Origin of the sequence: Streptomyces sp. NPDC058401, from assembly GCF_042722885.1 — a bacterium.
Classification (GTDB): domain Bacteria; phylum Actinomycetota; class Actinomycetes; order Streptomycetales; family Streptomycetaceae; genus Streptomyces.
Window position 1 is genome coordinate 1 of sequence record NZ_JBHXKA010000061.1, and the last position, 25,520, is coordinate 25,520.

Sequence of the window (25,520 nt, forward strand, 5' to 3'; positions counted from 1 at the left end):
CCTCGGGGTGCGGGCCCCAGCTGCACATATCTCCCGCGGTGCGTCCACCCGCGGGCAAGCACGGGATGCGATGCCTCCTCGGAGCCACACCCGAGCTCTTTTCTCCGGTTTCGCGTCCGCATGACGCCGCACCACACACTCATTTCAGCGTCCGCGTACCCGCGCATATTTCTCGCGGGCCGGATCCGCCTCCGCATTCCATTCGGTCCGTTCTTGCAATTCCCTGCGCTGCTCTTCCGCTGCGGGAATTCCTTGATACGTGCCGTATCAAGGAAGGTTTCGAATGAACCCCACACGCAAGAACGAGCGCTCTTCCCGTACCCGCAACCGCACCGGCGGCCCCGCTTTCGGCAACGGCAACGGCAACGCCGCCGGTTCGGAGCGGGGCGGCCGATTCGGCTCCTCGGGCTCCCCGGCACGGAGCCGTTCCGCAGGTCCGAGCCGCTCGGGCAGCTCGGGCCGCCGGCCCGCCGCGGTTCAGGGCGAGTTCGCGCCGCCGAAGACGATCACGCCCGCGCTGGCCGCCGTAGAAGCCTTCGCCGATCTCGACATGCCGGCCGAGCTGCTGGCCGCCCTCGGGGCGCAGGGCGTGAGCGTGCCGTTCCCGATCCAGGGCGCCACCCTGCCCAACACCCTCGTGGGCCGTGACGTCCTCGGACGCGGCCGCACCGGCTCCGGAAAGACCCTGGCCTTCGGCCTCGCCCTGCTGGCCCGCACCGCCGGACAGCGTGCCGAACCCCACCAGCCGCTCGCGCTGATCCTCGTACCCACCCGCGAACTGGCCCAGCAGGTGACCGACGCGCTCACCCCGTACGCCCGCTCGGTGAAGCTCCGCCTGGCCACCGTCGTCGGCGGGATGCCGATCGGCCGCCAGGCGAGCGCCCTGCGCGGCGGCGCCGAAGTCGTGGTCGCCACCCCCGGGCGCCTGAAGGACCTCATCGACCGCGGCGACTGCCGGCTGAACCAGGTCGGGATCACCGTCCTCGACGAGGCCGACCAGATGGCGGACATGGGCTTCATGCCCCAGGTCACCGCGCTCCTCGACCAGGTGCGCCCCGAGGGCCAGCGGATGCTGTTCTCCGCCACCCTCGACCGCAACGTCGACCTGCTGGTGCGCCGCTACCTGACCGACCCCGTCGTGCACTCCGTCGACCCCTCGCAGGGCGCGGTGACCACGATGGAGCACCACGTCCTGTACGTCCACGGCGCCGACAAGCAGCGGACGACGACGGAGATCGCCGCCCGCGACGGCCGCGTGATCATGTTCCTCGACACCAAGCACGCCGTGGACCGCCTCACGCAGGACCTCCTCGACAGCGGGGTCCGCGCCGCGGCCCTGCACGGCGGCAAGTCCCAGCCGCAACGGACCAGGACCCTGGCCCAGTTCAAGACCGGGCACGTCACCGTCCTGGTCGCCACGAACGTCGCGGCCCGCGGCATCCACGTCGACAACCTCGACCTCGTCGTCAACGTGGACCCGCCGACCGACCCCAAGGACTACCTGCACCGCGGTGGCCGCACCGCCCGCGCCGGCGAGTCCGGCAGCGTCGTCACCCTGGTCACCCCCAGCCAGCGCCGCGACATGACCCGGCTCATGCAGGCCGCCGGGATCGCCCCGCAGACCACCCAGGTCCGCTCCGGCGACGAGGCCCTCAACCGGATCACCGGCGCCCAGGCACCCTCCGGGATCCCCGTCACCATCACCGCGCCGGTGTCCGAGCGGCCCAGGCGCAGCGCCGGCTCCTCCCGCGGGCGGCGCGGGCCCATGTCGGCCGCCCGGCGCGCGAGTGCGCGGCAGTCCTCCTTCGATGCGGCGGCCTGACCCCCACGTGATCAGAAGACTGAACCGCCTGAACTACCTCTGCAGGAGGCACGTGGTGACGCTGGTCCGGATGCACCCCGCTCCGCCGGTCACCCGGGCCCCGCTCGACACCCTGCCCGTGGCCGACGTGCTGCCGGTGGCCGACGGACTCAGCAGTGCTCCGGGCGTCCTCGCCCTTGCCCGCTGACCCGCCCCGCCCGCCGACCCGACCCGCCACCCCACGCCACGCCACGCCAGAACCGCCCCCTCTCCTTCTCCCTGTGAGGCATCATGCGCTGCGTCATCGCCCGCTTCCCGTTCGAGCTGACCAAGAGCGGCGTCCTGGAAACGATGAAGGGCATCAAGCCCGAGGAAGTCGTCGGCGACTCCGTGATCATCGGCCGCCGCCTCTACCCCGTGAAGCAGGTCGGCCAGGTCATCACCCGCCAGGACAGGCGTGACTTCAGCGTCGGTGAAGTCCTGCGGGCCATGACCCAGCTCGGCTTCACCTGCCGCGGAATCCCCCGGGCCGCCGCGCCCGCGCGCGCCCTCAGTCCGCTCCAGCACGCATCCGCGATGCTCGGCGCCCCCGTGGCGGTCTGACCGACTCGACCGACTCGGCCGGTGCGAGCCGGCATCCGCACAGCAAGGGAGGGCCCGACCGGCATACGCCTGTCGGGCCCTCCTGCGCATACAGCGGCTTCTTACAAGGCCGCCGGGCCAGTGGCTCCGATTACCTCCGCCTCACCCGCATGAAAATCTATCGCGGCTGGTGCAGACATCGGGGCGGCGGAAACAGCAGGCCGGCGCAGGACCGGGGCCGGCAGCTGGTCCAGCAGTTCCTCCGGGGCCGTGGCGCCGTACGCGCCCGAGCCCCCTCCACGCAGTCGAAGGACACCTTGCAACAGCTCAAGCTCGGAATCATGGCGCAGACCCGTAAAGAGAACGAACACCGTCTGCCGATCCACCCGGCGCACTTCGAGCGCATCGACGCCGACCTTCAGCCCAGCATCTACCTGCAGACCGGTTACGGCGATCACTTCGGCGTCTCGGACGGTCAGCTCGCCCCGTGGGTCGCCGGTTTCCGCTCGCGCGAGGAACTGATCGCGGAGTGCGACGTCATCCTGCTGGCCAAACCGCTGCACGAGGACCTGGAGGACCTGCGGGACGGGCAGGTGCTGTGGGGGTGGCCGCACTGCGTGCAGGACGAGAAGGTCACGCAGGCCGCCATCGACCGCAGGCTCACGGTGATCGCCTTCGAGGCGATGAACCACTGGACCCGGGACGGGGGATTCAGCCTGCACGTCTTCCACAAGAACAACGAGCTGGCCGGCTACTCGTCGGTGCTGCACGCCATGCAGCTGACCGGGGCGACCGGTGACTACGGGCGCCGCCGGCGCGCGGTGGTGATCGGCTTCGGCGCCACCGCCCGCGGTGCGGTAACCGCGCTCAGCGCGCTGGGCGTTCACGATGTGGACGTACTGACGGCCCGCGGCATCGCCGCCGTCAGCTCACCGATCCACTCGGCACGGATCGTGCACTTCGACCACGACGAGGCCGACGACACCCTCGATCCCCGGCGCAGCATCGTGGTCACCGAGGACGGCCCCGAGCCGCTGGCCGACTTCCTCGCCGGGCACGACATCATCGTCAACTGCGTGCTCCAGGACACCGCGGCGCCGCTGATGTTCCTGATAGAGGATGACCTGCCGAAGCTCGCGCCCGGCACCCTCGTCATCGACGTCTCCTGCGACGAGGGCATGGGTTTCGCCTGGGCCCGGGCCACCACCTTCGACGCGCCGATGTTCACCGTCGGCGACCAGGTCCACTACTACGCCGTGGACCACAGCCCCTCCTACCTGTGGGACGCCGCCACCTGGGAGAACAGCGAGGCACTGATTCCGTTCCTGCGGTCGGTCCTCGAAGGCCCGGCCTCCTGGGACGGCGACCCCACCATTCGCCGGGCGATCGAGATCCGCGGCGGCACCGTCCAGAATCCGGCGGTCCTGGCCTTCCAGCAGCGCGCCGCACAGTACCCGCACGCGCTGCTCTGACCGGGAGCAGCCGATACCGATTACCTCTTCGCCGGCCGAACGAAAATCTATCGCGGCTGGAGTAGACATTGGATGGCGGCGTAGCTATGGTTTCTCTCGTAGCCCAAAGAGACAGAAGGGCCCGGCAGAGACGAACTGCCGGGCAGCGGTACCCGCAGTACGAGTAGTCGCAGTACCAGTAGTCGCAGTACAGCAGTGCGGTGCGGTCGTGGAGTGTCGAAGCCAGAGCGGTTGCAGGACGGCGACGGGACTGACGACCGGACCGGGTGGCCCGCAGTGATCAGGGGCCGCCGAGGAAGTACCGCAGTGGAGTCAGTGAGAGCAGCACCTCGGTGAAGGCGTCGGCTGCGGACGCGCGCACCGGGAAGTTCGGCAGTGGGGTTCCAAGCCAGAGCAGACGCACGACGGGCAACGGGGCTGGCTGCCGGAGGAGTGGCGCTACCGCAGGCCACCGAGCAGTACGCACCACCAGCAGGACGCACCACCAGCAGTGCGCACCACCAGTAGTACGCAGTAACGAGCAGTACCCAGTAACAAGGCAGTTGATCACCGAGGGAAGAACGGAGGAGCCGAGCACCATCAGGATCGCCCGGGTGGAAGTCTGAGCCCGGGTACCGCAGGACATCGATAGCGAGGTGGTCTCCGGTCAAGCAACCGCGATCCCCGCACCCCCGGCAGCATCTCGGCCGGGTCGGCGGAATCACAGGGTCGGCGCAGTATCAGGGCCGACAGATGGTGTAGTAGTTCCTTCGGGGCCCTGGTGCCATAGGCGCCAGGGCCCCTCCACGCGTTCCACGAGAGAGGTTCAATGACAGCAGACGACTCGTTCGGCCGTCTCGACGACGACGACTACCCCGCCTACACCATGGGCCGGGCCGCGGACATGCTCGGCACCACGCAGGGATTCCTACGGGCGCTCGGCGAAGCCCGCCTCATCACCCCGCTCCGCTCTGCCGGCGGACACCGCCGCTACTCCCGCTACCAGCTGCGCATCGCCGCCCGAGCCCGCGAACTCGTCGACCAGGGCACCCCCATCGAGTCGGCCTGCCGCATCGTCATCCTCGAGGACCAGCTCGAAGAGGCCCAGCGCATCAATGCCGAGTACCGCCGCGCCTCAGAAGCGTCCACACCGTCGGACTCGGCCTGAGGCACCTGCGTCCGTCCGGGACGGTGCTCCCCCGGCCGGACACCCCGAGCGACGCCGTCGCTCCGAGCCGCTCCGGAGGTGTTCGACGTGCCGGGTGATGCGGTTACGGAGCGCCTGCACCGGCGGATCCGGACGGACTTCCCGGGCGAGCAGGCGGCGCGGGGCGTCGTCGGGGCCCTGCGGGCGCTCGTCGAGGAGCTGGGCCCCGACGGTATGCACGGGACGACACCGGAGCGGTTGACGGCTGCGGTGGTGTTCTTCGCGCGCGGGGACGTACGGCGGGTCCGGAGCGCGGTGCGGCTCGCGTCGACGGACTGGCGGGACCTGCTGATGGCGGCGGACCTCGGTCACGAGAACTGGCCCGCCCGGCTCGACGAAGAACTCGGTGACACCTGACCTCCGGCCCGGCACACCCGCGTCATGCGCGCCGTCGGCGCGGGCTTCCGCCGGAGCGCCCGCGGACGAAGAGGGACCGTTAGCCTCGGGGCATGCGGATCTGTGTGTCCTCGGACATGGACGAACCCGTGGCGCGCGCCCTCCTCGGGCAGCTGCGCGACCGCGGGCACGAGGTGGCGCTCTACGGGGCGCTGAGCCCCGGGGACGATCCGCAGTGGGCCGCCTGCTCGGAGGCGGCGGCCCGCGAGGTCGCCGCCGGGAACGCCGACCAGGCCGTCGTGTGCTGCTGGACCGGTACGGGGGCCTCGATCGCCGCCAACAAGGTGCCCGGCGTACGCGCGGCCCTGTGCACGGACGCCTACACCGCGGACGGGGCGCGCCGCTGGAACGACGCCAACGTACTCGCCCTCAGCCTGCGCCTGACCTCGGAACCGCTGCTCAAGGAGATCCTCGACGCCTGGTTCGCCGCCACGGCGAGCACGGACCCCGAGGACCGGGGCAACATCGCGCGCATCGAGCGGCTCGATGCCGGCAGGAGCGCGCCCTGAACGGACGCGGTGCGGCCGCGGCCGTCGCCTTCGGGTGCGCCGGGTACCGGAGTTAGAGTGGGCGCCCGTGCGTGCGGACAGGCGTGCGGACGGGCGTGCGGACGTACGTATTTGGACGGTCTACGGGCGGGGGCCCAGGATGCAGAACGGCGATCTGGGCGTCTCGGAGGCCGGCCTCGGCCGGCTGGCCGACGACCTCGACGACATGCAGCGCTATCTCGACCAGCAAGTGCGCAGGATGGACGCGGTCGTCGACAAGATCGCCGCCGGCTGGCAGGGGCCCACCGCCACCGCCTACCGGGCGCTGCACCGCGGGGTCGCCGAGGATGCCGTGCGCATCCGCAAGGTGGTGGCCCTGCTGGAAGCGGCGACGCGCGCCTCGCGCGACGGGTTCACCGAGCAGGAGCTCGAGGTCCTGGCCTCGTTCCGGCGCTCGCAGGAGGGCCAGGACGTGTCGGCCGCGGCCCGCGCGCTGAGCGTGCCGGACCAGGCGCCCCCGGCGGACCCCGTACGGGCGACCAGCCGCCTCCAGGACATCTGAGCCGAGGGGATCAGCACCATGCCGGACGAAGACCGGATCACCGTCGACTTCGCGACCCTGCAACGCCTTTCGGGAGACCTGGAGGAGATCCTCGGTGTCCTCAACGACAAGCTCGACGTGCTGTACGGGCAGGCCGCCAAGGCCGTCCTGAGCTGGGAGGGCGAGGCGCGGGAGACGTTCATCGACGAGCTGGACGCGTGGAGCCGCTCCGCCGACGACCTCAAGGCCGCCCAGGCCTGGCTCCACGAGGTCGTGGTCAAGGGGCACCTCAACTACGCCGCGGCCAACCGGTCCGTGCTCGAAGGCTGGGGAGGCGGCGCCTGATGGCCGGTCCCACGCCCTCCCCCACCCCACCCCCGGGAGCAAGCGGCGCGACCGGCGCCGGCGGGGCCATCGACGTGAAGCCGAGCGACCTGTGGTCGGTCTCCGGGCGGGTCGCCTTGCAGCAGGACTTCCTGGTGCGCGGCGCCAACAAGCTGCTGGAGGAGCTGCGCAAGTACCCCGATGCCGGCGGCGCCGGGACCGAGGCGGAGCGGTTCGCCCAGGCGTACAAGAAGATCGGCGACCGCTGGCTGGAGGTCTGGGGCCGTTCCGTGCTCAGCGTCGGCGGCGTCGCCGTCGGGTTCACCGAGACGGCCAACGCCTACACCAAGGCGGATGCGGCGGCCCATCCCCGGCCGGGGAAGACGGCGGAGCAGCGCCCGCGGCCCACGGTCATCGACAGGGCCCCGAACTTCGACGCCGTACCCGACATCAAGTGGGGCGACGACGACGGCGGCGACGACTTCCTGCGCGGCCTGATGGAGGGCATCCCCGAGATCGTCCGGGACGTGCTCCAGCCGCTGTGCAAGCACGTGTTCCGGGTCGGCCGGGTGGCGGACGTCCATCCCTTCCCTCAGCAGCACTACCTCAACTCCCTGTGCCACAACTGGATGGACATCTCCATCACGGCGACGATGGTCGCGGACCAGCTCACCCAGGCCGTCGGCTCCATCACCAACCACCAGCAGGCCGACTGGGAAGCCGCCATGCGGACCTTCTGCGGCGCCCTGTGGGGCTCGACGGCGTGGGGTCAGCAGCGCAACGGCTACCAGTGGGCGCAGACCGCCAACTCCGGGCACGGCACGCCCCGCGTAGCCACGGGCAGCGAGCCGGTGCTGGCCGTGCTGAAGGACACGGCCGACGGCATGGCCACCATCCTGCGGGAGTACGCGGAAGCCGCCGTCGTGCTGAACCGCGAGGTCGCGGAGGAGCTCCACCGCGCCATGTGGAAGGCCGCCAAGGAGATCATCGACGACCTGGCCAAGCCCAAGGACCCCAAGAGCATCATCAGCACCGTCACCTCCGTCGTCGGCAAGGGCGTGGGCCTGATCCTCTCCTTCGACGTGAAGACCGTGCTGAACATCGACACGGCCAAGCTGAACCGGATCGTCGACACGTACACCGGCATCCTGTCCGGCCTGACCACCCGCATGGAGGCGCTGAGGCCGCCGCTGGACGAGGCCTACCTGAGCGCCCCCAAGTTCGAGGCCGGCGTCGCCCGTGCGCACGGCTTCGGCATGCGGTCCCTGGAGGAGTTCAAGGACTCGCAGGTATGGCTCAAGATCGACGCGAACGGGAACTACGACCTGAACCTCGGCGCCAACGAGTACTCGGCGGACGGCCATTCGCTGGACAAGCACGTCGGCAAGACGGACGAGCAGCTGGCGCAGCGCCTGCGCGACCAGCAGTCGAACGGCCCGACGGCGGCATGGCCGCACGGCAAGCCGATGCCGAGCGGCTCCTCCGCCTTCCCGAACTACCAGCGGGCGGAGGACCTGACCGAGTACAACCTCAACCACAACAGGTCCGCCATCGACGCGTGGATCAAGGGGCCGCCGCCGGCGTCCGACGGCGACGTCAAATCGTTCTACGCGACGGCGCCCAATGGCGAGACCAGCGGCCGCAGCGTGAGCAAGCAGCCGGTGGATCCCAACGACCCGCTGTCCGGGTACAAGCAGGGCGGGCTCGACGCCAGGGCGTACGACGTGAACGGCATCGACACGCGCATCAAGTACGACAGCAGCCGCAACCCGCCCTTCACCGTGATGACCTCGATGCCCTCGAAGAACTAGAGCCGTCGAAGACGCTGCGGGCCACCCCAGCGAACCGCCGAGAAAGGCCAGCACCACATGTCCGTCGACCAGACCTCCTGGGAAGCCGCGGTCCGCCACCTGTTCGAGGACGCGTACCCGTACGACGCCACGGGCCCGCGCCGCCACGAGGACTGGATCCTCGACGTCCTCGCGCTGATGGCCCGGGTCCCGGACCCGCGGGGCTGGACCGGTCTCGACGACGCGGCACAGTCACCGGAGCGCGAGGGGTTCCCCACGTTCCCCTTCGCCGTCCACCCGCCGGAGTACATCGCGCCCCGGCTCAGGGAGATCGACCGGGACAGCGCCGAGAACCTGCTGCTGGCCCTCACGGACGACGGCTGCACCCTGTCCAGCCTCAAGCGCTTCACGGAGAGCGAGGCGGAACTGCGCGTCATGGCGCGCACGATCCTCGCGCGGTACGGGGACGCCGCGACGTTCCACACGAACGTCAGCAAGCCCGGGCCCGTCCCCGGCACCCTCGACTTCACGGAGCGGAGCTGGGCGTACAGCCCGCTGAGCGTCTACTCGGAGGACTACGGCCTGATCGTCGTCTCGGACACCGAGGTCGGCATGTTCTGGAACTTCTCCGACTACTGATGACCAGGAGATTTGAGAGGATGCCCCGGTGCTGACCCGTTCCGCTTCCTATCCCGACCGGGAGACCGCCCAGTGGGCCACCCAGCAGGTGGTGACCGCCAACGAGCAGGCCGTCCACCGCTGGCTCGCCCAGGGCACCCGGGCCCGGCTCACCCTCGAAGCGGCCTGGCCCTCCCGCGCGGAGCCCGTGGGCAGGGTGCAGGTGGGGGCCGATCTGCTCGCCGGGCACGGGCCCGTCGACGTCCGGGCGGCGCGCGTCGTGCTGCGCCGCGAACCGTCGAGCCCGCACGGCTTCGTCGTCCACACGACCGTCCCGGTCTACCTGTAGGGGCTGCCCGCACATGTCCATGAAGCCCCTCGAACACGACCGCCGGTACGGCGAGCTGGACCAGGTGATGCGCGCGTACCTGGGGCAGCCCGCCGATGACACCCCCGAGCGGCGCAGCCGCGCGCTGGAGGCGTACCTCCGCCACACCTGGCACACCCGCCCCTCCGCCGTCGCGGAGGCGGAGCGCCAGCTGCGCGCGTACAGCCGCAACCCTCCGGGGCGGATCCGGCAGGACCTGGGCGAGTTCTACGCGATCCCGGACACCGGGATGCCGCAGGCGGAGATCGGCGACTGGCTGCTGCTGCTCGCCGACCACCTGAAGCGGAGCATCGAGGAGGGCGACGTACCGGAACCTTCCTCCCCGGTGACGCACTGGGAGTGGCACGCGCGCTTCCCGGAGACCGGGCAGCTGCTCGGCGGCTGGTTCTCGCAGGACGTGGTCGACGAGTTCCCCGACCACGCCGCCGCCGTCGCCGACTACGCCGCCACCACCCATCCCCAGCTGGTCGCACGCCTCGTGGGCGAACTGGGCGAACTGCTCGCCCTCCCCCTCGACGAGGGGGACTACGCCCTGGCCGCCGCCGAACTCGGCATGGAGGTGGACCCGCCCGAACCGTTCTCCCACGGCGCCTGGCTCCGCTCGGTGGCGACGGACCTCTCGGGCTGACCGGCGCCGGGCCCGCCTGGCCACCCCGGTGACGCCATCGGCGGGTGGGGTGGCGTCATCCACCGCGCGGAGCTGGAGCTGCGTACTCCCCGGCTACGGCGTGACGATCGGGAAGGCCGGGTCGGGCTTCGTCACGTAGGAGAACAGGCGGCTGAGGAGGGCCGGGGATCCCGAGGTGGAGAGGGTGTCCGGGGCCTTGCCCGCGAGGACCGCCAGGAGCTGGGGCTTGGTGAGCGTGAGGGTCAGGCCCGCCGGGGTGCGGGGATCGGTGACCGTGCGGTGGGTGAGGGCGCCGTTGTGGAGGGTGAGGCGGTGGCGGCGGTCCTCGTCGGTGAGGACCAGGTCGATGGTGAGGTCCTCGTCCCAGGCCCGGGGCCCGTCGATCCGGACCGCGATCGAGTCCAGGAGCATGTCGGTGGTCAGGGCCACCGCCATCTCCGGGTTGGCGGTGTCCAGCAGGGCGGCGTTCTCGCCGTGCCGCAGTTCCATGGCGGAGGTGAGGTAGAAGTTGCGCCAGGTGCCGTTCTCCGCGCCCTGCCCGAGCCGGTCGTAGACGCCCGCGAGGGCCTCCTTGGCGTCCGTACGGCCCGGCTCGGCGAAGACCAGGTGGTTGAGGAGGGTGGCGGCGAAGCGGAGGTCTCCGGAGTCGGCGTAGGCGCGGGCCTTGTTCAGGGTCTGCTCGGGGCCGCCCATCGAGTCGACGTAGCGGCGGGCGAGTTCGGCCGGCGGGTGCTCCCAGAGGGTCGCGACGTTGCCGTTGAACCAGCCGAGGTAACGCTGGTAGATCGCCTTGACGTTGTGGGAGAGGGAGCCGTAATAGCCGCGTGCGTGCCAGGAGTTCTCCAGAGCGGGCGGCAGGACCAGTTCCTCGGCGATCTCGGGTCCCGTCAGGCCGTCGTTGAGCAGGCGCAGGGTCTGGTCGTGCATGTACGCGTACAGGTCGCGCTGGGCGGTGAGGAACGCGACGACGTTCTCCCGGCCCCAGGTGGGCCAGTGGTGGGAGGCGAAGGCCACGTCGTAGCCCTCGCCGAAGTACTCGATCGCCTCGTCGAGGTAGCGCGACCAGATGCGGGAGTCGCGGACGACGGCGCCCCGCAGGGTCAGGATGTTGTGCATGTTGTGCGTGGCGTTCTCCGCCAGGCACAGCGCCCGCCTGTCCGGGAAGAGGAAGTTCATCTCGGCCGGCGCCTCGGTGCCGGGCGTGAGCTGGAAGACGATCCGGACCCCGTCGACCGTCTCCTCCTGCCCCGTGGAGGTGATGTCCACGGTCGGCGGGATCAGGGTGATGGTGCCGGTGGAGGTGGTCATGCCCAGGCCGGCGCCGATCTGGCCGTCGGCGGCCTTGGGCAGCCGGTCCCCGTACATGAAGACGGCGCGGCGGGTCATGGCGTTGCCCGCGTAGACGTTCTCGCTGACCGCGTGCTCCAGGAACCCCTCGGGGGCGAGGATCGGTACGCCCTCCTCCGTACCGCGCGGGAGCACGCCGCGGGCGCCGCCGAAGTGGTCGCCGTGCGAGTGCGTGTAGATCATGCCGGTGACCGGGCGGTCCCCCCGGTGCTCGCGGTACAGCGCCAGCGCGGCGGCGGCGGTCTCGGCGGAGATCAGCGGGTCGATGACGACGACCCCGCGCTCGCCCTCGACGAGGGTCATGTTCGACAGGTCGAGGCCCCGGACCTGGTAGATGCCTTCGGTCACCTCGTAGAGCCCCTGCTTCGCGGAGAGCTGCGCCTGCCGCCACAGGCTGGGGTTCGCGGTGTCGGGGCAGTCGGCGTCCAGGAAGGCGTACGCGTCGTTGTCCCATACGGTGCGGCCTTCGGCGCCCTTGACCACGGCGGGCACGAGGGCACCGATGAATCCGCGGTCGGCGTTCTCGAAGTCGGTCGTGTCGTCGAAGGGGAGGGTCTCGAAGGGGAGGTTGGCCATCTCTCGCTCCATTCAGCGGGGGTCGACGCCGGGCATCGCCCCATCTGATCACCGGACCCCGTTTGCTGCACTTTGGGATGGTTTACGGAGATAGCTGGTTTACGAGGCCTGCGGGTCAGCCCGGCTGCGCGAACTGCTCGGTACCGACCACGCGGAGCAGGTCCAGCCGGGCGGCCGTGTCCGTGCCCGGCGGGGGTGTCAGGAGCAGGAGGCGCTGGTCCCCCTCCGGGGCGAGGAGCACCTGGCAGTCGAGGTCGACGGGGCCGACGACCGGGTGGATCACCCGCATGCGGCTGTGGCGGCGGACGGCGACCTCGTGCAGCTCCCACAGCGCGGTGAACTCCGCGCTGGCCTCCCGCAGCCGCTCCACCAGACGGGTGGCGGCCGGGTCCGAGGAGCGCCGCCCGACGGCCGCCCGCAGGTCCGCCACGTGGAGGCGGCTGTACTGCTCGTGTTCCCCGGCCGGGTACGCGTCCCGCGCGGCCGGGTCGGCGAACCAGCGCCAGACCACGTTGCGGCCGTGCTCGGACACCGTGCACACGCCGCCCAGGAGGGCGCGGGCCATCTCGTTCTGGGCCAGCACGTCGCCCAGGTCGCTCAGGACCTGCGCCGGAGTACCGGACAGCTGGTCCAGCAGGTGCAGCAGGCCGGCACCGACCTGGTCGCCCGCGACCCGCGCGGCGGGCGGGCGGTGCCCGGCGAGCAGGTGGAGGTGGTCGCGCCCGTCGTCGCTGAGGCGCAGGGCGCGGGCGAGGGCGGACAGCATCTGCGGTGAGGGCTGCGGGCCGCGGGCCTGCTCCAGCCGGATGTAGTAGTCGGCCGACATGCCCGCGAGCTGCGCCACCTCCTCGCGCCGCAGCCCGGGCGTACGGCGCCGGGGCCCGGCGGTGAGACCCGCGTCCTGCGGGCGCACCCGCTCGCGCGAACGGCGGAGGAAATCGGCGAGCTCACGGCGGTCTGTCGTCATGTGGATCATCCTGCCGGACGCCTCCGGCGCGGCGGGCGGGCGGTGGGCCGGAGGTGGCCGGGGGCGGCCTGGCGGTGGCCCGGCGGTGGCTCCCGTCCGCCTCCCACCGCGCCGGATCGGCGTATCCAGGGATCGCCGGTCCCAGGTTCGAGGGGTCTCTCCCGGCCCCCGCGGCCCGGCGGCACAGTGGGCGGAGCCGGAGGGGAAACGCCCCGGCGGCCACCGCCACCAGGAGGAGCAGCAGCCATGTCCACGACCCTCACCGCCCCCGTCGACACCACCCCCGCGCGCACCACCGCGAACTCCACCGTGAGTTCCACCGTGCGCGTCGCCGGCGCCGAGGTCTTCTACGAGCGCACCGGCTCGGGCCCCGCGCTCGTCCTCGTGCACGGCACCGGCTCGGGCGGTGCCGCCGTGAACTGGGGGCAGACGCTGCCCCGTTTCACCGCCGACCACACGGTGATCACCCCCGACCTGTCCGGCACCGACCGCACCGCGGACGACGGGGGCCGGCTGACCGTGGAGGGGCTGGCCGCGCAGGTCATCGCCGTCATCGAGGACGCGGGCACCGGGCCGGTGGACCTGCTCGGCTTCTCCATGGGCGCGCCGGTGTCCGCCGCCGTGGCCGCGCTGCGCCCCGACCTCGTGCGGCGGCTGATCCTGGTCGCCGGATGGGCCCACACCGACGGGGACGAGTACCTGCGCAACCTCTTCGCCCTGTGGCAGCAGATCGGCGTCTCCGACCCGGCCGCCTTCGGCCGTTCGGTGACCATGACCGGCTTCAGCCGGGGCTTCCTCAACGCGATCGGCCGCGAACAGGTCGAGCTCCTGATCCCGAACATGCCGCCCACCCCCGGTACCCTGCGCCACGTGGACCTCGACACCCGTATCGACATCCGCGGCCTGCTGCCGCTCATCGAGGCCGAGACCCTGGTCATCGGGGCCACGCTGGACATCACCGTCCCGGTGGAGAACAGCCGCGCCCTGCACGCCGCGATCGCGCACAGCACGTACGCCGAGATCGAGGCCGGGCACGTCGCCTTCTTCGAGAAGGAGGACGAGTTCGTCGCTCTGGTCTCCGGCTTCACCCGCGGCGGCCGGGCATAGGGCCGCGGTCAGCGCAGGTCGATCCGCATTGCGCGGGTCCACGACGTCACGGCGCACGAGGTCACGGCGGGGTCGCTCCCGTGAGGGTGTCGACCAGGGCCTGGGCGAGGACGGTCGCGGCGCCGATCCTGGTGTCCTCCCGCTCGTCGCCGGTGACCTTCCCGATCACCGCGTCCCGTACCGACTGCGAGATGTCCAGGCCCCCGTACAGCTCGGGGAAGGACAGGGCCATCAGGCAGACGCCCACGTTCGCCGAGAGGATCGACTGCCCGGCCAGCGCCGGGGACGTGCGCAGCCGGCCGGCGTCGCGGCACCGCCCCACGGCCGTCAGGAGCAGGGCCTGCGCCTCCGCGATCGCCTGCGGCTTGGCCGTGCCGGCGGGGGTGAACATCAGCCGGTAGAGGTGGGGGTTGCCGAGCGCGAACGCGACGTGGCTGTCCCAGGCCGTGCGCAGGTCCGCCACCGGGTCGTCGGTCTGCGGATTGCGCCGCTTGTTGGCGAGGAACCGCTCGAAGCCGAGGTCGGCGACCGCGGTGAGCAGCCCCTCCTTGTCGCCGAACTGGCGGTAGATCTCGGGCATGCCGACCTTGGCCCGGTCGCAGATGGACCGGGTGGAGATCGCCGCCGGGTCCTTGGTGGCGAGCAGCTCCGCGGTGGCTTCCAGGATGCGCTCTCGGGCCGTTGACATGGCGTCGATGGTAGCAGCGCTAACAGATCCGGCCTGGGGAGGTCGGTTGCCGTGCAAGGGGTATCGCGGAGTTTCGTAATCAGCGCTTACGCATCATGTTAGCGTTGCACACACTTGCTCGTGAGCGTCGGCTGAGAAGCACCCACGGAGACGACATGGAGACCCCACATGGAGACCTCGGCATGCAGATCCATGGACACCGGCTGGACCGCGGCACCGCACCTTCCGCGCCCCTGGAGCCCGTCGCGCGGCTGATCGTGATCGTGCTCTTCGAGGGCGTCGACCTGCTGGACGTCACCGGGCCGCCGGAGGTGTTCTCCCTGGTCCGGCGGGAGACCGAGGACGCCGCCGGCTACCGGGTCGTGCTGGCCGCACGGACGCTCGACCCCGTCACCACCTCGGCCGGGGTGCGCATCCTGCCGGACCTGACCTTCGGCGAGGCCGCCGCGCGGAGCATCGACACGCTCCTGGTGCCCGGCGCGGTCGAGCTGGACGCCGAGCGCCGCGTCCGCGCCCTCACCGACCCGGAGGTCGTCGACTGGGTGCGGATGCTCGCCGGGTGCGCGCGCCGGGTCGCGTCCGTCTGCGTGGGGGCCCATCTCCTGGCCGCGGCCGGGCTGCTCGACGGCAAGCGGGCCACCACCCACTGGTCCACCGCGGAGCAGCTCGCCGCCGACCATCCGGCGGTGGAGGTGGACGCCGACCCGATCTTCATCCGGGAGGGCGAGGTGTGGACCGGCGCCGGGATCAGCGCCTGCCTGGACCTCTCGCTCGCCCTGGTGTCCGAGGACTTCGGCGAGGGCGTCGCCCTGCGCGTGGCCCGGCAGCTCGTGATGTACCTGAAGCGGCCGAGCGGGCAGAGCCAGTTCAGCGTCCCGCTGGAGCCCGTCTCCGCGACCCGGCGCGGCGAGGACCTGCGGCACTTCATCAGGCGGCACCTCGGCGGGCGGCTCAGCCTGGCCGACATCGCCGCGCACGCGCACGTCAGCGAGCGGCAGTTGGCCCGGATCTTCAAGTCCGAGCTGGGCATGACCCCGGCCGCCTACATCGAGTCGTCCCGGGTGGAGCTGGCGCGGGGCCAGCTCGAAACCACCGATGCCACGCTCGAACGGGTCGCCTCCACCTGCGGGTTCGGCACCGCCGACACCCTCGTACGGGCCTTCCGCCGCACGCTCGGCATCACGCCGACGGAGTACCGGCTCCGCTTCCGGACCGCCTGAGCGAGTCGATGTCCTCGAAGAAGCCGAGCATCCGGGCGTTGACCAGCTCGGGGTGGTCGATCTGCGGCCCGTGCCCGGTCGCGGAGACGATCTCGGCGCGGGCTCCGGGGATCACCCGGGGTACCCGCTCCAGCTGGCGCTTCGGGTGCACGAGCAGGCTCCGCTTGCCCATGATCAGGTAGAACGGCGTCCGGATCGAGCCCAGTTCGGCGTCCGACAGCGGCAGCGGCGCGGGCCGGCGGATCCGGAAGGCGCGGACGCCCGCCTGGATCCAGGCGCGCAGTTCGGGGACGACGAGGACCGGCTGCTCCAGCCACTTGGCCAGGGTCGGGCGCAGCGCCTTGGGGGCGAAGGTCGCGAAGAGGCTGGCGAAGATCCACACGAAGAAGCGCAGCCCCACCTTCTCCAGGCCGCCGGGGTCCAGGGCGGTGACCGAGGCGAGCCGGCCGGGGCGCAGGTGCACCTGGTTGATGACCAGCCAGCCGCCGTAGGAGGAGCCGACCAGGTGGACCCGGTCCAGGCCGAGCGCGTCGAGCGCCTCGTCCATCCACTGCGCCGCGCGCTCGGGCTGCCACATCACCTCGCGCTGGACGCTGCGGCCCGGGTCGCCGGGGGTGTCGAGGGCGTAGACGGGCCGCTCGGCGCTGAGGGCGACGGTGTTGGGGTACCACTGGGCCGAGCAGCCGCCCGAGCCGTGGATCAGGACGATCGGCGTACGGGACTCCGCCGCCGGGTCCGTGGGCCCGTAGCGGTAGACGTGCGTGGTCCCGAAGCTCGTCTCCACGTCCGTTTCGGAGCGGAGGGGAGCCCCCATCGCGTAGAGGGCGTCGCAGGCGGCGAAGTAGCGGTCGCGCAGCTCGTCGCTCACGTAGTGGCCGATGTCGCGGGGCACTCGGGGCTTCTTCTCGGGCACGGGGGCACCTCCTGGAGGATCGCGGATCCGTTCTTCGTGATACGACCGTACCATGATGTTGATACGGCGGTACCATGAAAACGAGCCGCGGGCTCAGCACCGAGGACGGGCACGGACGAGCACCGACGGGCGGAGACACCAGAACATGCCGAAACGCGTGGACCACGAGGAACGGCGCACCCAGATCGCCGAGGCGCTCATCCGCGTCGCCGGACGGCGCGGGCTGCACGCGGTCGGCATGCGCGACGTGGCGGCCGAGGCCGGGGTCTCCCTGCGCCTGGTCCAGTACTACTTCCAGACCAAGGAGAAGCTGCTCTTCTACGGGCTCCAGCACCTCACCGACCGCTTCACCGCGCGGGTCGGCGCCCGCCTCGCCGCCGCCGGCCCCGATCCCGGCCCGCGCGCGACCATCGAGGCACTGCTGCTGGCCTCCCTGCCGACCGACGAGGAGGGCCGTACCTTCCACCTCCTCTACAGCTCCTACGCGATCCTCTCCGTGACCGACGAGGCGCTCGCCGCCCAGCCCTTCGTCGACAACCCCGACGCCGCCGAGAACGCGGTGGCCGCACTGATCGCCGGGGCCCAGGAATCCGGCCTGGCCGACCCGGACGCCGACGCGCGCACCGAGGCGATCAGCCTCCTCGCCATGGCGGCGAGCATGGGCACCAGCATCCTGGTCGGCCAGCGCGGCCCCGAGTCGGCCGTCGCGGTACTGCGCCACCACCTGGACCGGATCTTCAGGACGGGCACACCGCGTCCCGGGCCGGACGCTCCCCCGTCCTGAGGTACGCGGTGACCGTGCGGTCGGAGCAGGCGTTGCCGTTGCCGAGGTAGACCCCGTGGCCGCCGTGGTCCACGGTGAGCAGCCGGGCGCGCGAGCCGAGCGCCTCGCGCATCTTCAGCGCGCCGGCGTACGGGGTCGCGGGGTCGCGGCGGTTCTGCACCATCAGGATGTTCGACGGGCCCCGGTCGGTGATGCGGGCGGGACGCTCGGCGGGGGCGCCCTTCCAGAAGGCGCACGGGGTGATGTTCGCCGGCATCCCCGCCGTCAGCGGGTGCGCCGCCCGGTCCGCGGCCACCGCCCGCTCGTACCCGGCGACGTCCTTCGGCCAGGCCACGTCGTTGCAGATGACCCCCACCATCAGCGCCGCGTCCGTGTCGGGCAGCGACCCTGCGAGATCCCTGGGCAGCTCCGGAACCGCCTGGGGGTCCTGGGCCGCGCGGACCAGGCGGGCGAAGGCGGGGAACTGGGCGTCCCCGTAGAGGGCGAGCTGCATGGCCTGGCGCAGCATGGTGCCGGTCAGCGGCAGCCCGGGCACATCGGACGGCTTGGGGGCGCGGTCCAGTTCCGCCGCCAGCTCCAGGAACAACGGGCGTACGTCTTCCGGGTGTTCGGCGAGCCGCAGCCCCTCCCCCGCCCGCGCCGGGTCCGCCGCCCAAGCGGCGAAGTCGGGGAAGCGGTCCTCGGCGCCCTGCGCCATGTTCGCGAGCCAGCCGCGCTCGACCCGCGTCGGGTCGGGGTCCCCGCTGCTGTCCAGCACCAGGCGGTCGGTGCGCCCGGGGAACTTCTGCGCGTACACCGCCGTCACGTAGGTCCCGTAGGAGACGGCCCACACCGAGAGCTTCCGCTCGCCGAGGGCCTCCCGGAAGCGGTCCATGTCGCGCGCCTGGTTGGCGGTGGTGAAACTGCGCAGCACCGCGCCGCCGTTGGCGGCGCAGGCCTCGGCCACCCGGCGGGAGCGGTCGGCGTTCTCCGCGATCCCCCCGCCGGCGCCGGGCCAGGAGCGCAGGGTCGTCATGTGCCGGTCGGCCGCGTCCAGGCCGCACGCCGCGGTGACGCTGCCGCCGACCCCGCGCGGGTCCAGCGCGACGAGGTCGTAGGCGCCGGCCAACTGCCCGGCCAGTGCCGCGCCCTTCTGCGAGAGCCGCTGCACGCCCGAGCCGCCCGGCCCGCCGGGGACCACGGCCAGGGTGCCGCGCCGGGCGGCGGGACGGGTGCTGGGCAGCCGGGACACGGCGAGCTCCACCTGCGGGCCGGCCGGGTCGGCGTAGTCGAGGGGGACGGACAGCTTCGCGCACTGCTGGCCGTCGAGGTGGCCCGTGTGGGTGCACGCCGCCCAGGCCAGGGCGGGCGGGGCGGCGGCAGACAGGGCAGCGGCAGACGGGGCGGCGGCCCCGGTCAAGGTGGCCGCCACGGCCGCGGCACACAGGGCGACGAGTGCGGTCTTGCTGCGGTAAGTGGTCATGAAACGAGGATGGTTGAGCCTCCGGCGCCACTACATCCGGCAGCCGGGACAGTCGTTCGGGGGGCTAGCCCCCCGAACCACCCGCCCCGTCAGACCACCACCACCGTCACCGCCGCCGCACCCATCAGCACGGCGGCGCAGTGGATGGCCGCATGTCCGTAGTCACCCGACCATAGGTGGCGGCCGAGGCCGCCGAGGGCGGTCAGGCCCGCGATGATGCCGACCTGCGCGAGCAGGGTGACGGTGGTGAAGGGCGTCAATAACAGGAGCACCGCGTTCAGCCAGAACGGGGCCGCGCCCGTCCAGCCGCGCCACTCGCGCACCTCCCGCCACTGCTGCCGGTCCGGCAGGCTCGGCAGGTGGAACAGGCGGAACAGGTGGAACAGACGCGGCAGGTGGGGGCGGCGCGATCGCTCCCGGCGGTCTTTGGGTCTTCGGTGGTCCCCGAGCTCTCGGATCGCCGTCGTCACCGCGCCGCCACCAGCCTTTCAGTCACCTGCACGCAAGACGTCAACTCGCAGGCTGTACAGCCTCCTTGGGCGCGGCGGCCGGGACAAGGGCCCGTTCGGCAAGAAATCCAAAAGCCAGGCCGAAAGTGCTCCACATCGCAGCCTGAATGGCGAGCGAGGCGAGCCTGAACTGCCAGACGAGCGCCGCCGGGAAGCCTTCCGGGACCTCGTTGATGCCGGGCAGGAGCGCGTAGGCGACGCCGACGGCCGCCACGAAGGCGATCGAGGCGACGACCGAGGCGTTCCAGTTGCCCAGGCTCGGCGCGAGGCGCCGGCCCAGGATCAGCGCGGCCGCCGCGAGCAGCAGGCCGAGCGCCAGCATCAGGACGTAGAGGGTGGTCCGCTGCACCGTGGTCTCGGGGTCTCCGACGGCCGGCGGGTTGGCGGGGTACTTGAAGAACGGCACCAGGGAGACGGTGACGAACAGACCCCCGGAGACCAGCGCCGCCGTGGCCCGGGGGCCGAAGCGGCCGATCCGGCCCAGGGCGTAGCAGTAGACGAGCGCGGCGATGCCGCCGAGCGCGATCCCGTAGAGCAGGGTTCCGGTGCCCAGGCCGGCCGTGGCCTGCAGGGCGCGGCTGACCGGAGCGGCCTCGGCGTCACCGTGGTCGTGGGATCCGGCCTCTTCGATGGCGATCGCCGCGTCGACCTGGGACTCGCCCAGGAGGTACGCGACGAGGAATGCGGCGACACCGGCCAGCAGGCCGGCGAGCATGCCCCTGACGAGGAGCACGCGGGGGGAAATGGAGTTCATGGAGTTCTCGGTCCCTTGCGGATCGGTGGATCAGTGGCAGGGGAAGCCGAGGAGGTGGCGACCGTCGTGCATCCACTCGTGGATGGTGTCGCCTTCGAAGATCGCGGTGGCGCCCTGCTCGGCGCCGACGAGGTAGAGCAGGACCAGCATCAGGACACCGGCGAACAGCGCCCAAGGGGCCAGAGCGGTGAGGGAGATGGGTGCGACGGCCAGGGGGGTGGCAGTCGTGGGCACGGCGGAGTTGGCCATGGCAGGAGCCTCCAGAGGGAACACGCGTCCCGGTCAGTGGTGCTTTCGACGACGGTGGCGGGTCTGACTTTCCTCCCCCTCCGGGAGGATTCACAGTGGCGCGACCGTGCCGGATTCTCAACCGGACTTCCGTCATACCGTCGTCTTGTCGTCCGTGACCGTACCGCGCTTATCCTCCCCTTATGAAGCCCCAGCTCGTACGAGTCCGTCTCGTGAGACCTCCGTTGGACGAGGCCGGGCGGCTGCACCGGTTCCCCTACGGGGATCCGTGCCCGGGGTACGAAGGGCTGCGTGGCCAGGATCACGGGGACTGGGCCGGGCGGAGCATGGACGAGGTGGCCGGGGAGGACCCCGGCGGGCTGCGGCGGTGGATGAGCGACACCGCGTACGCGCCTCCGGGCGGCGGGGAGTCGGTGGAGGCGCTGATCGCCCGGGTCGGTGCGCACCTGGCCGCGCTGGCGCCCGGGACGCACCGGGCGGTGACCGGGCAGGGCGTCGTACGGGCGGCCGTGGTGTGGGCCCTGGAGCTGCCCGCGGCGGCCTTCTGGCGGCTCGACGTGCGGCCGGAGTCGGTGACGACCCTGACGGGGCGCTCCGGGCGCTGGAACCTGCTCGTGGGCCAGCCGGAAGAGGAGCAGCCGGAGGAGGGGCAGCCCGAGGACGGTCAGCCGGAGCAGGCCCCGTAAGGCGGACGCGGGCACGGACGCGGAACGGCCCGGACCCCGCGACGCGGTCCGGGCCGAACTGCCTACGAGTGCCGGGCGGGTGTTACGCCACGATCCAGTCGCTCGTCGCGATCACCGGCTGCACGCCTTCGCGGTGGATGGTGCCCTCGATGAGGCCGTACATGCGGTCGGCCGCGAAGTAGACCTCGTTGTCGTTCTTGAGGCCGAAGGGCTCCAGGTCGACGAGGAAGTGGTGCTTGTTGGGGAGGTTGAGGCGCACCTCGTTGACCTTGGGGCAGTTGTCGAGCACCCGCTCGGCCATCTGGTTCAGGGTCTGCTGCAGGGAGTACGAGTAGGTCTCCGCGAAGGCTTCCAGCATGTTCTTGCGGACCTTCTTGTACGACTGGTCCCAGTCGTACTCGGCGTCGTCGGCGGCGAGCGCCGAGTGCGCCCAGCGCGCGGTGACCTTGGTCGCCAGGATGCGGTCGTACGCCTCCTGCAGCGTCGTGTACTTGTCCTTGATGAAGCCGTGGAACTCGGAGTTGGTCGAGTTCATCACGGTCAGGTCCTTCAGGCCCGAGATCACCTGGAGACCGGTGGTCTCGCTGTACGTGATCTGCGCGGTGCGCACCTCGGTGCCCTTGAGGGCGAAGGAGTGCTGCTCCTTGCGCGTCGGGACCGGGATCCGCTCCCAGGCGTACTCCTCGACGCGGATCTGCGCCTCGCGGATCGGGGCCTGGGAGGAGACGAAGTGCTTGGCCAGCAGGATGCCGAAGGCCTCGGGGGAGGCGACGCCGTGCTCCTTGGAGAAGGCGAACACGGTGTTCTTGGTGGTGTCGGTGGGCAGGCAGTTGGCGTTGTCACCGGTGAGGTGGACGTCGCGGAACTCACCGCGCAGTGCGACGGAGACGTTGAGGTCGCGGATCTCGTGCCAGGAGCCGTCGCTGCCCTTGCGGGTGACCTTGACGATGCGGTTCTCGGCCTTGCCGTACTGGTTCTGGGCGAGGATGTGCTTGCTCATGCGCTGTCTTCCTTCGGGTACTCGGGAACACGGAGTCCGGTTGTCTGGATCCCGTACGCCCGGCGTCCGGCGGACGCGCAGCCCGCCCCCCGCCGTTCGGTCACGCCGATACCCCGCGTGGACCGCCCCGGGACTGACGTGCATCCCGGTCCGTAGGTGCCTGTTGATTCCAGCACGTTCACATGTCGTTCGTAAGAGAGCGAATCCTCCGAGAACAGGCACCCACGGCTTGGGTATCCGTATGATCCGCGCAGCTCAGACCGTGTGCGCGTCGGCCACCGTCAGGGCCTCGTCGATGATCCGCAGCCCCTTCTCCACGTCCTCGGCGGACACGTTGCAGGGCGGTGCGACGTGGATGCGGTTTCCGGCGAGCAGCGGCCACAGCCCGCCCTTCTTCAGGGCCGCCCCGAACTCGGCCATCGGCGCGTTGTCCGCGCCCGCGGCGTTGTACGGGACCAGGGGCTCGCGCGTCTCCTTGTTCCGTACGAGCTCCAGGGCCCAGAACGTGCCGAGCCCGCGCACCTCCCCGACGGACGGGTGGCGCTCCGCGAGGGCGGCGAGGCCCGGTCCGAGCAGCTCGGCGCCGGTGCGGGCGGACTGCTCGACGATGCCCTCCTCCTCCATGACGTTGATCGTCGCGACGGCGGCGGCGCAGGCCAGCACGTGCCCGGAGTACGTCAGCCCGCCCGGGTAGGGCCGGCGGGCGAAGGTCTCGGCGATGGCGGCCGAGATGGCGACCCCGCCGAGGGGGACGTATCCGCTGGTCACGCCCTTGGCGAAGCAGATGAGGTCGGGGGTGACGTCCCAGTGCTCGGAGGCGAACCACTTACCGGTGCGGCCGAAGCCGACCATGATCTCGTCGAGGATGAAGACGATGCCGAAGCGGTCGCAGAGCGCGCGGACCCCGGCCAGGTAGCCGTCGGGGTGCACGAGCACGCCGGGGGCGCCGCCGACGGTCTCCAGGATGATCGCGGCGATGGACTGCGGGCCCTCGAAGACGATGGTGTCCTCCAGGTGGCGCAGCGCGCGCTCGCACTCCTCGGCGGGGGTGGCCGCGTAGAAGGGCGAGCGGTAGGCGAAGGGCCCCCAGAAGTGGACGACGCCGGCGGTGGCGCTGTCGTTGCCGAAGCGGCGCGCGTCCCCGGTGAGGTTGATCGCGGTGGAGGTGGCGCCGTGGTACGAGCGGTACGCGGACAGCACCTTGGTGCGGCCGGTGTGCACCCGGGCCATGCGGACGGCGTTCTCCACGGCCTCGGCGCCCGCGTTGGTGAAGAAGATCTTGTCGAGGTCGCCCGGGGTGCGCTCGGCGATCAGCCGGGCGGCCTCGGAGCGCACGTCGACGGCGAAGCCGGGCGCGACGGTGCAGAGCTTGCCGGCCTGCTCGGCGATGGCCGCGGCGACCTTCGGGTGCTGGTAGCCGATGTTCGTGTAGACGAGGGCGCTGGAGAAGTCGAGGAAGCGGTTGCCGTCGTAGTCCCAGAAGTAGGAACCCTCGGCGCCGGCCACGGCGAGCGGGTCGATGAGCTCCTGGGCCGACCAGGAGTGGAAGACGTGACTGCGGTCGTCGGCCTTCACGGTGGCCTTGGCGGAGGTGGCCAGTGCCGAGGTGGCCTGTGCGGCGGCTTCGCGTGCGTCGGCTTCTGCGTTCATATTCCGAGGGTAGTTGTCCACGATGTGGAATCCGGTGGGGATGGTGTCGGGGCCGGGTCAGACGACGTGCCGGCCGCCGTCGACGGTGAGTACGTCGCCGGTCGTGTAGGCCGCGTCGACCAGGTAGAGGGCTGCCTCGGCCACGTCCTCGGGGGTGCCCACACGGCGCAGCGGGGTGTTCTCCGTGATCCATTCCCGCGAGCTCTCCCAGACCTGGTCCTCACCCTCGTACCAGGGGGTGTCGATCAGGCCGGGCGCGATCGCGTTCACCCGGACGGCGGGTCCGAGCTGGGAGGCCAGCAGCCGGGTCATGTGGTTGACCGCGGACTTGCTGACGGCGTAGGGGATCGAGCTGCCGAGCGCGCGGGTCGCGGAGACCGAGGAGATGTTGATGATCGAGCCGGCGCCCGATTCCCTCAGATGGGGGGTGGCGGCGGTGATCATCTGCCAGGTGCCGATGACGTTGACCTCGAAGATCTCGCGCCAGGCGTCGGCGTCGGCGGCTTCGAGGTCGTTCAGGGGGATGAACCGGGTGATGCCCGCGTTGTTGACCAGGACGTCGAGCCGTCCGTACGCGTCGATCGCCGTCCGGACGATCCGCCGCGCGTCGTCGGCGTCCGCGACGTCGCCCCGTACGTAGACCGCGTCGGGCAGTTCGGCGGCGAGCGCCTTGCCCGCGTCCTCGCTGCGCGCCGAGTTCAGGACCACGCGGATTCCGGCCGCGGCCAGCCGGCGGGCGATGCCGGCGCCGATGCCGGAGGAGGAACCGGTGATCAGGGCGACACGGTTCTCGCCCCCGGTCTCCGCACGGGTCTCGGCACCGGTCTCGGCACGGGTCTCGGCACCGGTATAGCCGCCGGTCTCGAAACCGGTTTCGGCACGGGTCTCGGACATGGCATTCCTCCTGGCAGGGGTTCGCTGTGCGCGTGCGGACGGCCGGAGCATAACCCGAATACCGCATACCGGAATGGGATTTCCATAAGACGGAATTCGATCTTCCGCCCATGGGTCACGAATAGCCGCATACCGGGCATATCCGGGCACACCCACTTAGCCTGAGCCCACGCCACGTCCACCCGCTCCACCCGCGTTAGGGATCCGTCAAGGCCGCACCCACGGGCGTATGGGCCCCGTCAAGGAAGTCCGTGCGGGGCCGGAACAGGCGTTCCACTCAGAGGTGTCCTGAAAACGCCCACCCTCGAACCCTCCGGGAGCTCACGATGGCCGATCTGGCCTTCGTCGTCACCACGATCGCGGTCTTCGCGCTGGTGGTCCTCGTCGCCAAGGGGGTGGCCAAGCTGTGAACGCCGAAAACGTCGTCGGCCTGGTGGTCGCCGTCGCCCTGCTCGGGTACCTCGTCGTCGCCCTCGTCTTCCCGGAGAGGTTCTAGCGCC

30 protein-coding genes are annotated in these 25,520 nt (G+C 71.3%); 19 read left to right on the top strand and 11 right to left on the bottom strand.

Going from position 1 to position 25,520, the window contains the following annotated elements; translation table 11 throughout:
* Positions 1-283: 283 nt before the first annotated feature.
* The 13 genes from ACFWNV_RS22430 (at position 284) to ACFWNV_RS22490 (ending at position 10,214) form a co-directional block, all read left to right on the top strand.
* Complete coding sequence (locus ACFWNV_RS22430; RefSeq protein WP_383949808.1) at positions 284-1,822, top strand: DEAD/DEAH box helicase; 1,539 nt, start codon at positions 284-286, stop codon at positions 1,820-1,822.
* Between the two features lie 52 nt (positions 1,823-1,874).
* Positions 1,875-2,009 (top strand): hypothetical protein, encoded by a 135-nt coding sequence (locus ACFWNV_RS22435; RefSeq protein ID WP_383949811.1) that lies wholly within the window; start codon positions 1,875-1,877, stop codon positions 2,007-2,009.
* A gap of 83 nt (positions 2,010-2,092) precedes the next feature.
* Entirely contained in the window at positions 2,093-2,404 is a 312-nt protein-coding gene (locus tag ACFWNV_RS22440) for an SCO5918 family protein (RefSeq protein WP_383949814.1), read from the top strand.
* Between the two features lie 296 nt (positions 2,405-2,700).
* Positions 2,701-3,855, top strand: a complete 1,155-nt coding sequence (locus ACFWNV_RS22445) for a N(5)-(carboxyethyl)ornithine synthase (protein ID WP_383949938.1) — start codon at positions 2,701-2,703, stop codon at positions 3,853-3,855.
* Between the two features lie 808 nt (positions 3,856-4,663).
* Positions 4,664-5,002, top strand: coding sequence for a MerR family transcriptional regulator (locus ACFWNV_RS22450; RefSeq protein ID WP_383949817.1), 339 nt, complete (start codon positions 4,664-4,666; stop codon positions 5,000-5,002).
* An 87-nt stretch (positions 5,003-5,089) separates the two neighbouring features.
* Positions 5,090-5,398: a hypothetical protein gene (locus tag ACFWNV_RS22455; protein WP_383949820.1), complete on the top strand. Its 309-nt coding sequence runs from the start codon at positions 5,090-5,092 to the stop codon at positions 5,396-5,398.
* A gap of 92 nt (positions 5,399-5,490) precedes the next feature.
* Positions 5,491-5,946 carry an RpiB/LacA/LacB family sugar-phosphate isomerase gene (locus ACFWNV_RS22460; RefSeq protein WP_383949823.1) on the top strand — a complete coding sequence of 152 codons (456 nt, stop codon included), beginning with the start codon at positions 5,491-5,493 and terminating at the stop codon, positions 5,944-5,946.
* A 139-nt stretch (positions 5,947-6,085) separates the two neighbouring features.
* On the top strand, positions 6,086-6,487 hold the full coding sequence (locus tag ACFWNV_RS22465; protein WP_383949827.1) for a WXG100 family type VII secretion target: 402 nt from the start codon (positions 6,086-6,088) through the stop codon (positions 6,485-6,487).
* Between the two features lie 18 nt (positions 6,488-6,505).
* Positions 6,506-6,811 (top strand): WXG100 family type VII secretion target, encoded by a 306-nt coding sequence (locus ACFWNV_RS22470; protein WP_383949830.1) that lies wholly within the window; start codon positions 6,506-6,508, stop codon positions 6,809-6,811.
* The gene (locus tag ACFWNV_RS22475) at positions 6,811-8,601 is read left to right on the top strand and encodes an RNase A-like domain-containing protein (RefSeq protein WP_383949833.1); all 1,791 of its coding nucleotides are present in this window, start codon (positions 6,811-6,813) and stop codon (positions 8,599-8,601) included. Before ACFWNV_RS22470 ends, ACFWNV_RS22475 begins: the two co-directional genes overlap by 1 nt.
* A gap of 57 nt (positions 8,602-8,658) precedes the next feature.
* The gene (locus tag ACFWNV_RS22480) at positions 8,659-9,219 is read left to right on the top strand and encodes a hypothetical protein (RefSeq protein ID WP_383949836.1); all 561 of its coding nucleotides are present in this window, start codon (positions 8,659-8,661) and stop codon (positions 9,217-9,219) included.
* Between the two features lie 28 nt (positions 9,220-9,247).
* Positions 9,248-9,547, top strand: a complete 300-nt coding sequence (locus tag ACFWNV_RS22485; protein WP_383949838.1) for an RNase A-like domain-containing protein — start codon at positions 9,248-9,250, stop codon at positions 9,545-9,547.
* Between the two features lie 13 nt (positions 9,548-9,560).
* Entirely contained in the window at positions 9,561-10,214 is a 654-nt protein-coding gene (locus ACFWNV_RS22490) for a contact-dependent growth inhibition system immunity protein (RefSeq protein WP_383949840.1), read from the top strand.
* A gap of 93 nt (positions 10,215-10,307) precedes the next feature.
* Here the strand turns inward: ACFWNV_RS22490 and ACFWNV_RS22495 are convergent, their stop codons facing one another.
* Positions 10,308-12,137, bottom strand: coding sequence for an alkyl/aryl-sulfatase (locus ACFWNV_RS22495; RefSeq protein ID WP_383949843.1), 1,830 nt, complete (start codon positions 12,135-12,137; stop codon positions 10,308-10,310).
* A 115-nt stretch (positions 12,138-12,252) separates the two neighbouring features.
* A complete protein-coding gene (locus ACFWNV_RS22500; protein WP_383949845.1) occupies positions 12,253-13,113 on the bottom strand; it encodes a helix-turn-helix transcriptional regulator in 861 nt (286 codons plus the stop codon).
* Between the two features lie 237 nt (positions 13,114-13,350).
* On the opposite strand from ACFWNV_RS22500, the gene ACFWNV_RS22505 reads away from it, so the two are divergent.
* The gene (locus tag ACFWNV_RS22505) at positions 13,351-14,211 is read left to right on the top strand and encodes an alpha/beta fold hydrolase (RefSeq protein WP_383949848.1); all 861 of its coding nucleotides are present in this window, start codon (positions 13,351-13,353) and stop codon (positions 14,209-14,211) included.
* A 61-nt stretch (positions 14,212-14,272) separates the two neighbouring features.
* Here ACFWNV_RS22505 and ACFWNV_RS22510 read toward each other — a convergent pair whose 3' ends face one another.
* Positions 14,273-14,899 carry a TetR/AcrR family transcriptional regulator gene (locus tag ACFWNV_RS22510; RefSeq protein WP_383949850.1) on the bottom strand — a complete coding sequence of 209 codons (627 nt, stop codon included), beginning with the start codon at positions 14,897-14,899 and terminating at the stop codon, positions 14,273-14,275.
* 233 nt (positions 14,900-15,132) lie between these two features.
* Here ACFWNV_RS22510 and ACFWNV_RS22515 point away from each other — a divergent pair, with 233 nt between their 5' ends.
* Entirely contained in the window at positions 15,133-16,119 is a 987-nt protein-coding gene (locus ACFWNV_RS22515; protein ID WP_383949941.1) for a GlxA family transcriptional regulator, read from the top strand.
* Here ACFWNV_RS22515 and ACFWNV_RS22520 read toward each other — a convergent pair.
* Entirely contained in the window at positions 16,079-17,032 is a 954-nt protein-coding gene (locus ACFWNV_RS22520) for an alpha/beta fold hydrolase (RefSeq protein ID WP_383949853.1), read from the bottom strand. The genes ACFWNV_RS22515 and ACFWNV_RS22520 overlap by 41 nt on opposite strands.
* 145 nt (positions 17,033-17,177) lie before the next feature.
* Here ACFWNV_RS22520 and ACFWNV_RS22525 point away from each other — a divergent pair, with 145 nt between their 5' ends.
* Positions 17,178-17,816 (top strand): TetR/AcrR family transcriptional regulator, encoded by a 639-nt coding sequence (locus ACFWNV_RS22525; RefSeq protein WP_383949856.1) that lies wholly within the window; start codon positions 17,178-17,180, stop codon positions 17,814-17,816.
* Here ACFWNV_RS22525 and ACFWNV_RS22530 read toward each other — a convergent pair.
* From ACFWNV_RS22530 to ACFWNV_RS22545, 4 genes are all read right to left on the bottom strand, one after another.
* On the bottom strand, positions 17,770-19,278 hold the full coding sequence (locus tag ACFWNV_RS22530; protein ID WP_383949859.1) for an alpha/beta hydrolase: 1,509 nt from the start codon (positions 19,276-19,278) through the stop codon (positions 17,770-17,772). The two genes, ACFWNV_RS22525 and ACFWNV_RS22530, sit on opposite strands and share 47 nt — an antisense overlap.
* An 89-nt stretch (positions 19,279-19,367) precedes the next feature.
* Positions 19,368-19,748 carry a hypothetical protein gene (locus ACFWNV_RS22535; protein WP_383949862.1) on the bottom strand — a complete coding sequence of 127 codons (381 nt, stop codon included), beginning with the start codon at positions 19,746-19,748 and terminating at the stop codon, positions 19,368-19,370.
* A 40-nt stretch (positions 19,749-19,788) separates the two neighbouring features.
* Positions 19,789-20,541: a CbtA family protein gene (locus ACFWNV_RS22540; RefSeq protein WP_383949865.1), complete on the bottom strand. Its 753-nt coding sequence runs from the start codon at positions 20,539-20,541 to the stop codon at positions 19,789-19,791.
* Between the two features lie 30 nt (positions 20,542-20,571).
* Positions 20,572-20,790 carry a CbtB-domain containing protein gene (locus ACFWNV_RS22545; protein WP_266879623.1) on the bottom strand — a complete coding sequence of 73 codons (219 nt, stop codon included), beginning with the start codon at positions 20,788-20,790 and terminating at the stop codon, positions 20,572-20,574.
* Positions 20,791-21,002: 212 nt separating this feature from the next.
* Here ACFWNV_RS22545 and ACFWNV_RS22550 point away from each other — a divergent pair, with 212 nt between their 5' ends.
* Positions 21,003-21,476, top strand: coding sequence for a histidine phosphatase family protein (locus tag ACFWNV_RS22550; RefSeq protein WP_383949869.1), 474 nt, complete (start codon positions 21,003-21,005; stop codon positions 21,474-21,476).
* 82 nt (positions 21,477-21,558) lie between these two features.
* Here ACFWNV_RS22550 and pucL read toward each other — a convergent pair whose 3' ends face one another.
* The 3 genes from pucL to ACFWNV_RS22565 all read right to left on the bottom strand — a co-directional run bounded on the left by pucL (position 21,559) and on the right by ACFWNV_RS22565 (position 25,020).
* Positions 21,559-22,476 carry a factor-independent urate hydroxylase gene (gene pucL, locus ACFWNV_RS22555; RefSeq protein WP_383949871.1) on the bottom strand — a complete coding sequence of 306 codons (918 nt, stop codon included), beginning with the start codon at positions 22,474-22,476 and terminating at the stop codon, positions 21,559-21,561.
* A gap of 255 nt (positions 22,477-22,731) precedes the next feature.
* Complete coding sequence (locus tag ACFWNV_RS22560) at positions 22,732-24,126, bottom strand: aspartate aminotransferase family protein (protein WP_383949874.1); 1,395 nt, start codon at positions 24,124-24,126, stop codon at positions 22,732-22,734.
* A gap of 57 nt (positions 24,127-24,183) precedes the next feature.
* The gene (locus ACFWNV_RS22565; RefSeq protein WP_383949877.1) at positions 24,184-25,020 is read right to left on the bottom strand and encodes an SDR family NAD(P)-dependent oxidoreductase; all 837 of its coding nucleotides are present in this window, start codon (positions 25,018-25,020) and stop codon (positions 24,184-24,186) included.
* A 251-nt stretch (positions 25,021-25,271) separates the two neighbouring features.
* Here ACFWNV_RS22565 and ACFWNV_RS22570 point away from each other — a divergent pair, with 251 nt between their 5' ends.
* Complete coding sequence (locus tag ACFWNV_RS22570; RefSeq protein WP_383949880.1) at positions 25,272-25,430, top strand: hypothetical protein; 159 nt, start codon at positions 25,272-25,274, stop codon at positions 25,428-25,430.
* Positions 25,427-25,516, top strand: coding sequence for a K(+)-transporting ATPase subunit F (kdpF, locus tag ACFWNV_RS22575; RefSeq protein WP_383949882.1), 90 nt, complete (start codon positions 25,427-25,429; stop codon positions 25,514-25,516). The genes ACFWNV_RS22570 and kdpF overlap by 4 nt, the downstream gene beginning before the upstream one ends.
* Positions 25,517-25,520: the final 4 nt, after the last annotated feature.

What these genes read in the sequence shown, in the direction of transcription:
- ACFWNV_RS22430 (WP_383949808.1), top strand. Translation starts at nt 284, where the DNA reads ATGAACCCCACACGCAAGAACGAGCGCTCTTCCCGTACCCGCAACCGC.
- ACFWNV_RS22440 (WP_383949814.1), top strand. Translation starts at nt 2,093, where the DNA reads ATGCGCTGCGTCATCGCCCGCTTCCCGTTCGAGCTGACCAAGAGCGGC.
- ACFWNV_RS22450 (WP_383949817.1), top strand. Translation starts at nt 4,664, where the DNA reads ATGACAGCAGACGACTCGTTCGGCCGTCTCGACGACGACGACTACCCC.
- ACFWNV_RS22460 (WP_383949823.1), top strand. Translation starts at nt 5,491, where the DNA reads ATGCGGATCTGTGTGTCCTCGGACATGGACGAACCCGTGGCGCGCGCC.
- ACFWNV_RS22465 (WP_383949827.1), top strand. Translation starts at nt 6,086, where the DNA reads ATGCAGAACGGCGATCTGGGCGTCTCGGAGGCCGGCCTCGGCCGGCTG.
- ACFWNV_RS22470 (WP_383949830.1), top strand. Translation starts at nt 6,506, where the DNA reads ATGCCGGACGAAGACCGGATCACCGTCGACTTCGCGACCCTGCAACGC.
- ACFWNV_RS22475 (WP_383949833.1), top strand. Translation starts at nt 6,811, where the DNA reads ATGGCCGGTCCCACGCCCTCCCCCACCCCACCCCCGGGAGCAAGCGGC.
- ACFWNV_RS22480 (WP_383949836.1), top strand. Translation starts at nt 8,659, where the DNA reads ATGTCCGTCGACCAGACCTCCTGGGAAGCCGCGGTCCGCCACCTGTTC.
- ACFWNV_RS22490 (WP_383949840.1), top strand. Translation starts at nt 9,561, where the DNA reads ATGTCCATGAAGCCCCTCGAACACGACCGCCGGTACGGCGAGCTGGAC.
- ACFWNV_RS22495 (WP_383949843.1), bottom strand. Translation starts at nt 12,137, where the DNA reads ATGGCCAACCTCCCCTTCGAGACCCTCCCCTTCGACGACACGACCGAC.
- ACFWNV_RS22500 (WP_383949845.1), bottom strand. Translation starts at nt 13,113, where the DNA reads ATGATCCACATGACGACAGACCGCCGTGAGCTCGCCGATTTCCTCCGC.
- ACFWNV_RS22505 (WP_383949848.1), top strand. Translation starts at nt 13,351, where the DNA reads ATGTCCACGACCCTCACCGCCCCCGTCGACACCACCCCCGCGCGCACC.
- ACFWNV_RS22510 (WP_383949850.1), bottom strand. Translation starts at nt 14,899, where the DNA reads ATGTCAACGGCCCGAGAGCGCATCCTGGAAGCCACCGCGGAGCTGCTC.
- ACFWNV_RS22525 (WP_383949856.1), top strand. Translation starts at nt 17,178, where the DNA reads ATGCCGAAACGCGTGGACCACGAGGAACGGCGCACCCAGATCGCCGAG.
- ACFWNV_RS22530 (WP_383949859.1), bottom strand. Translation starts at nt 19,278, where the DNA reads ATGACCACTTACCGCAGCAAGACCGCACTCGTCGCCCTGTGTGCCGCG.
- ACFWNV_RS22540 (WP_383949865.1), bottom strand. Translation starts at nt 20,541, where the DNA reads ATGAACTCCATTTCCCCCCGCGTGCTCCTCGTCAGGGGCATGCTCGCC.
- ACFWNV_RS22545 (WP_266879623.1), bottom strand. Translation starts at nt 20,790, where the DNA reads ATGGCCAACTCCGCCGTGCCCACGACTGCCACCCCCCTGGCCGTCGCA.
- pucL (WP_383949871.1), bottom strand. Translation starts at nt 22,476, where the DNA reads ATGAGCAAGCACATCCTCGCCCAGAACCAGTACGGCAAGGCCGAGAAC.
- ACFWNV_RS22560 (WP_383949874.1), bottom strand. Translation starts at nt 24,126, where the DNA reads ATGAACGCAGAAGCCGACGCACGCGAAGCCGCCGCACAGGCCACCTCG.
- ACFWNV_RS22565 (WP_383949877.1), bottom strand. Translation starts at nt 25,020, where the DNA reads ATGTCCGAGACCCGTGCCGAAACCGGTTTCGAGACCGGCGGCTATACC.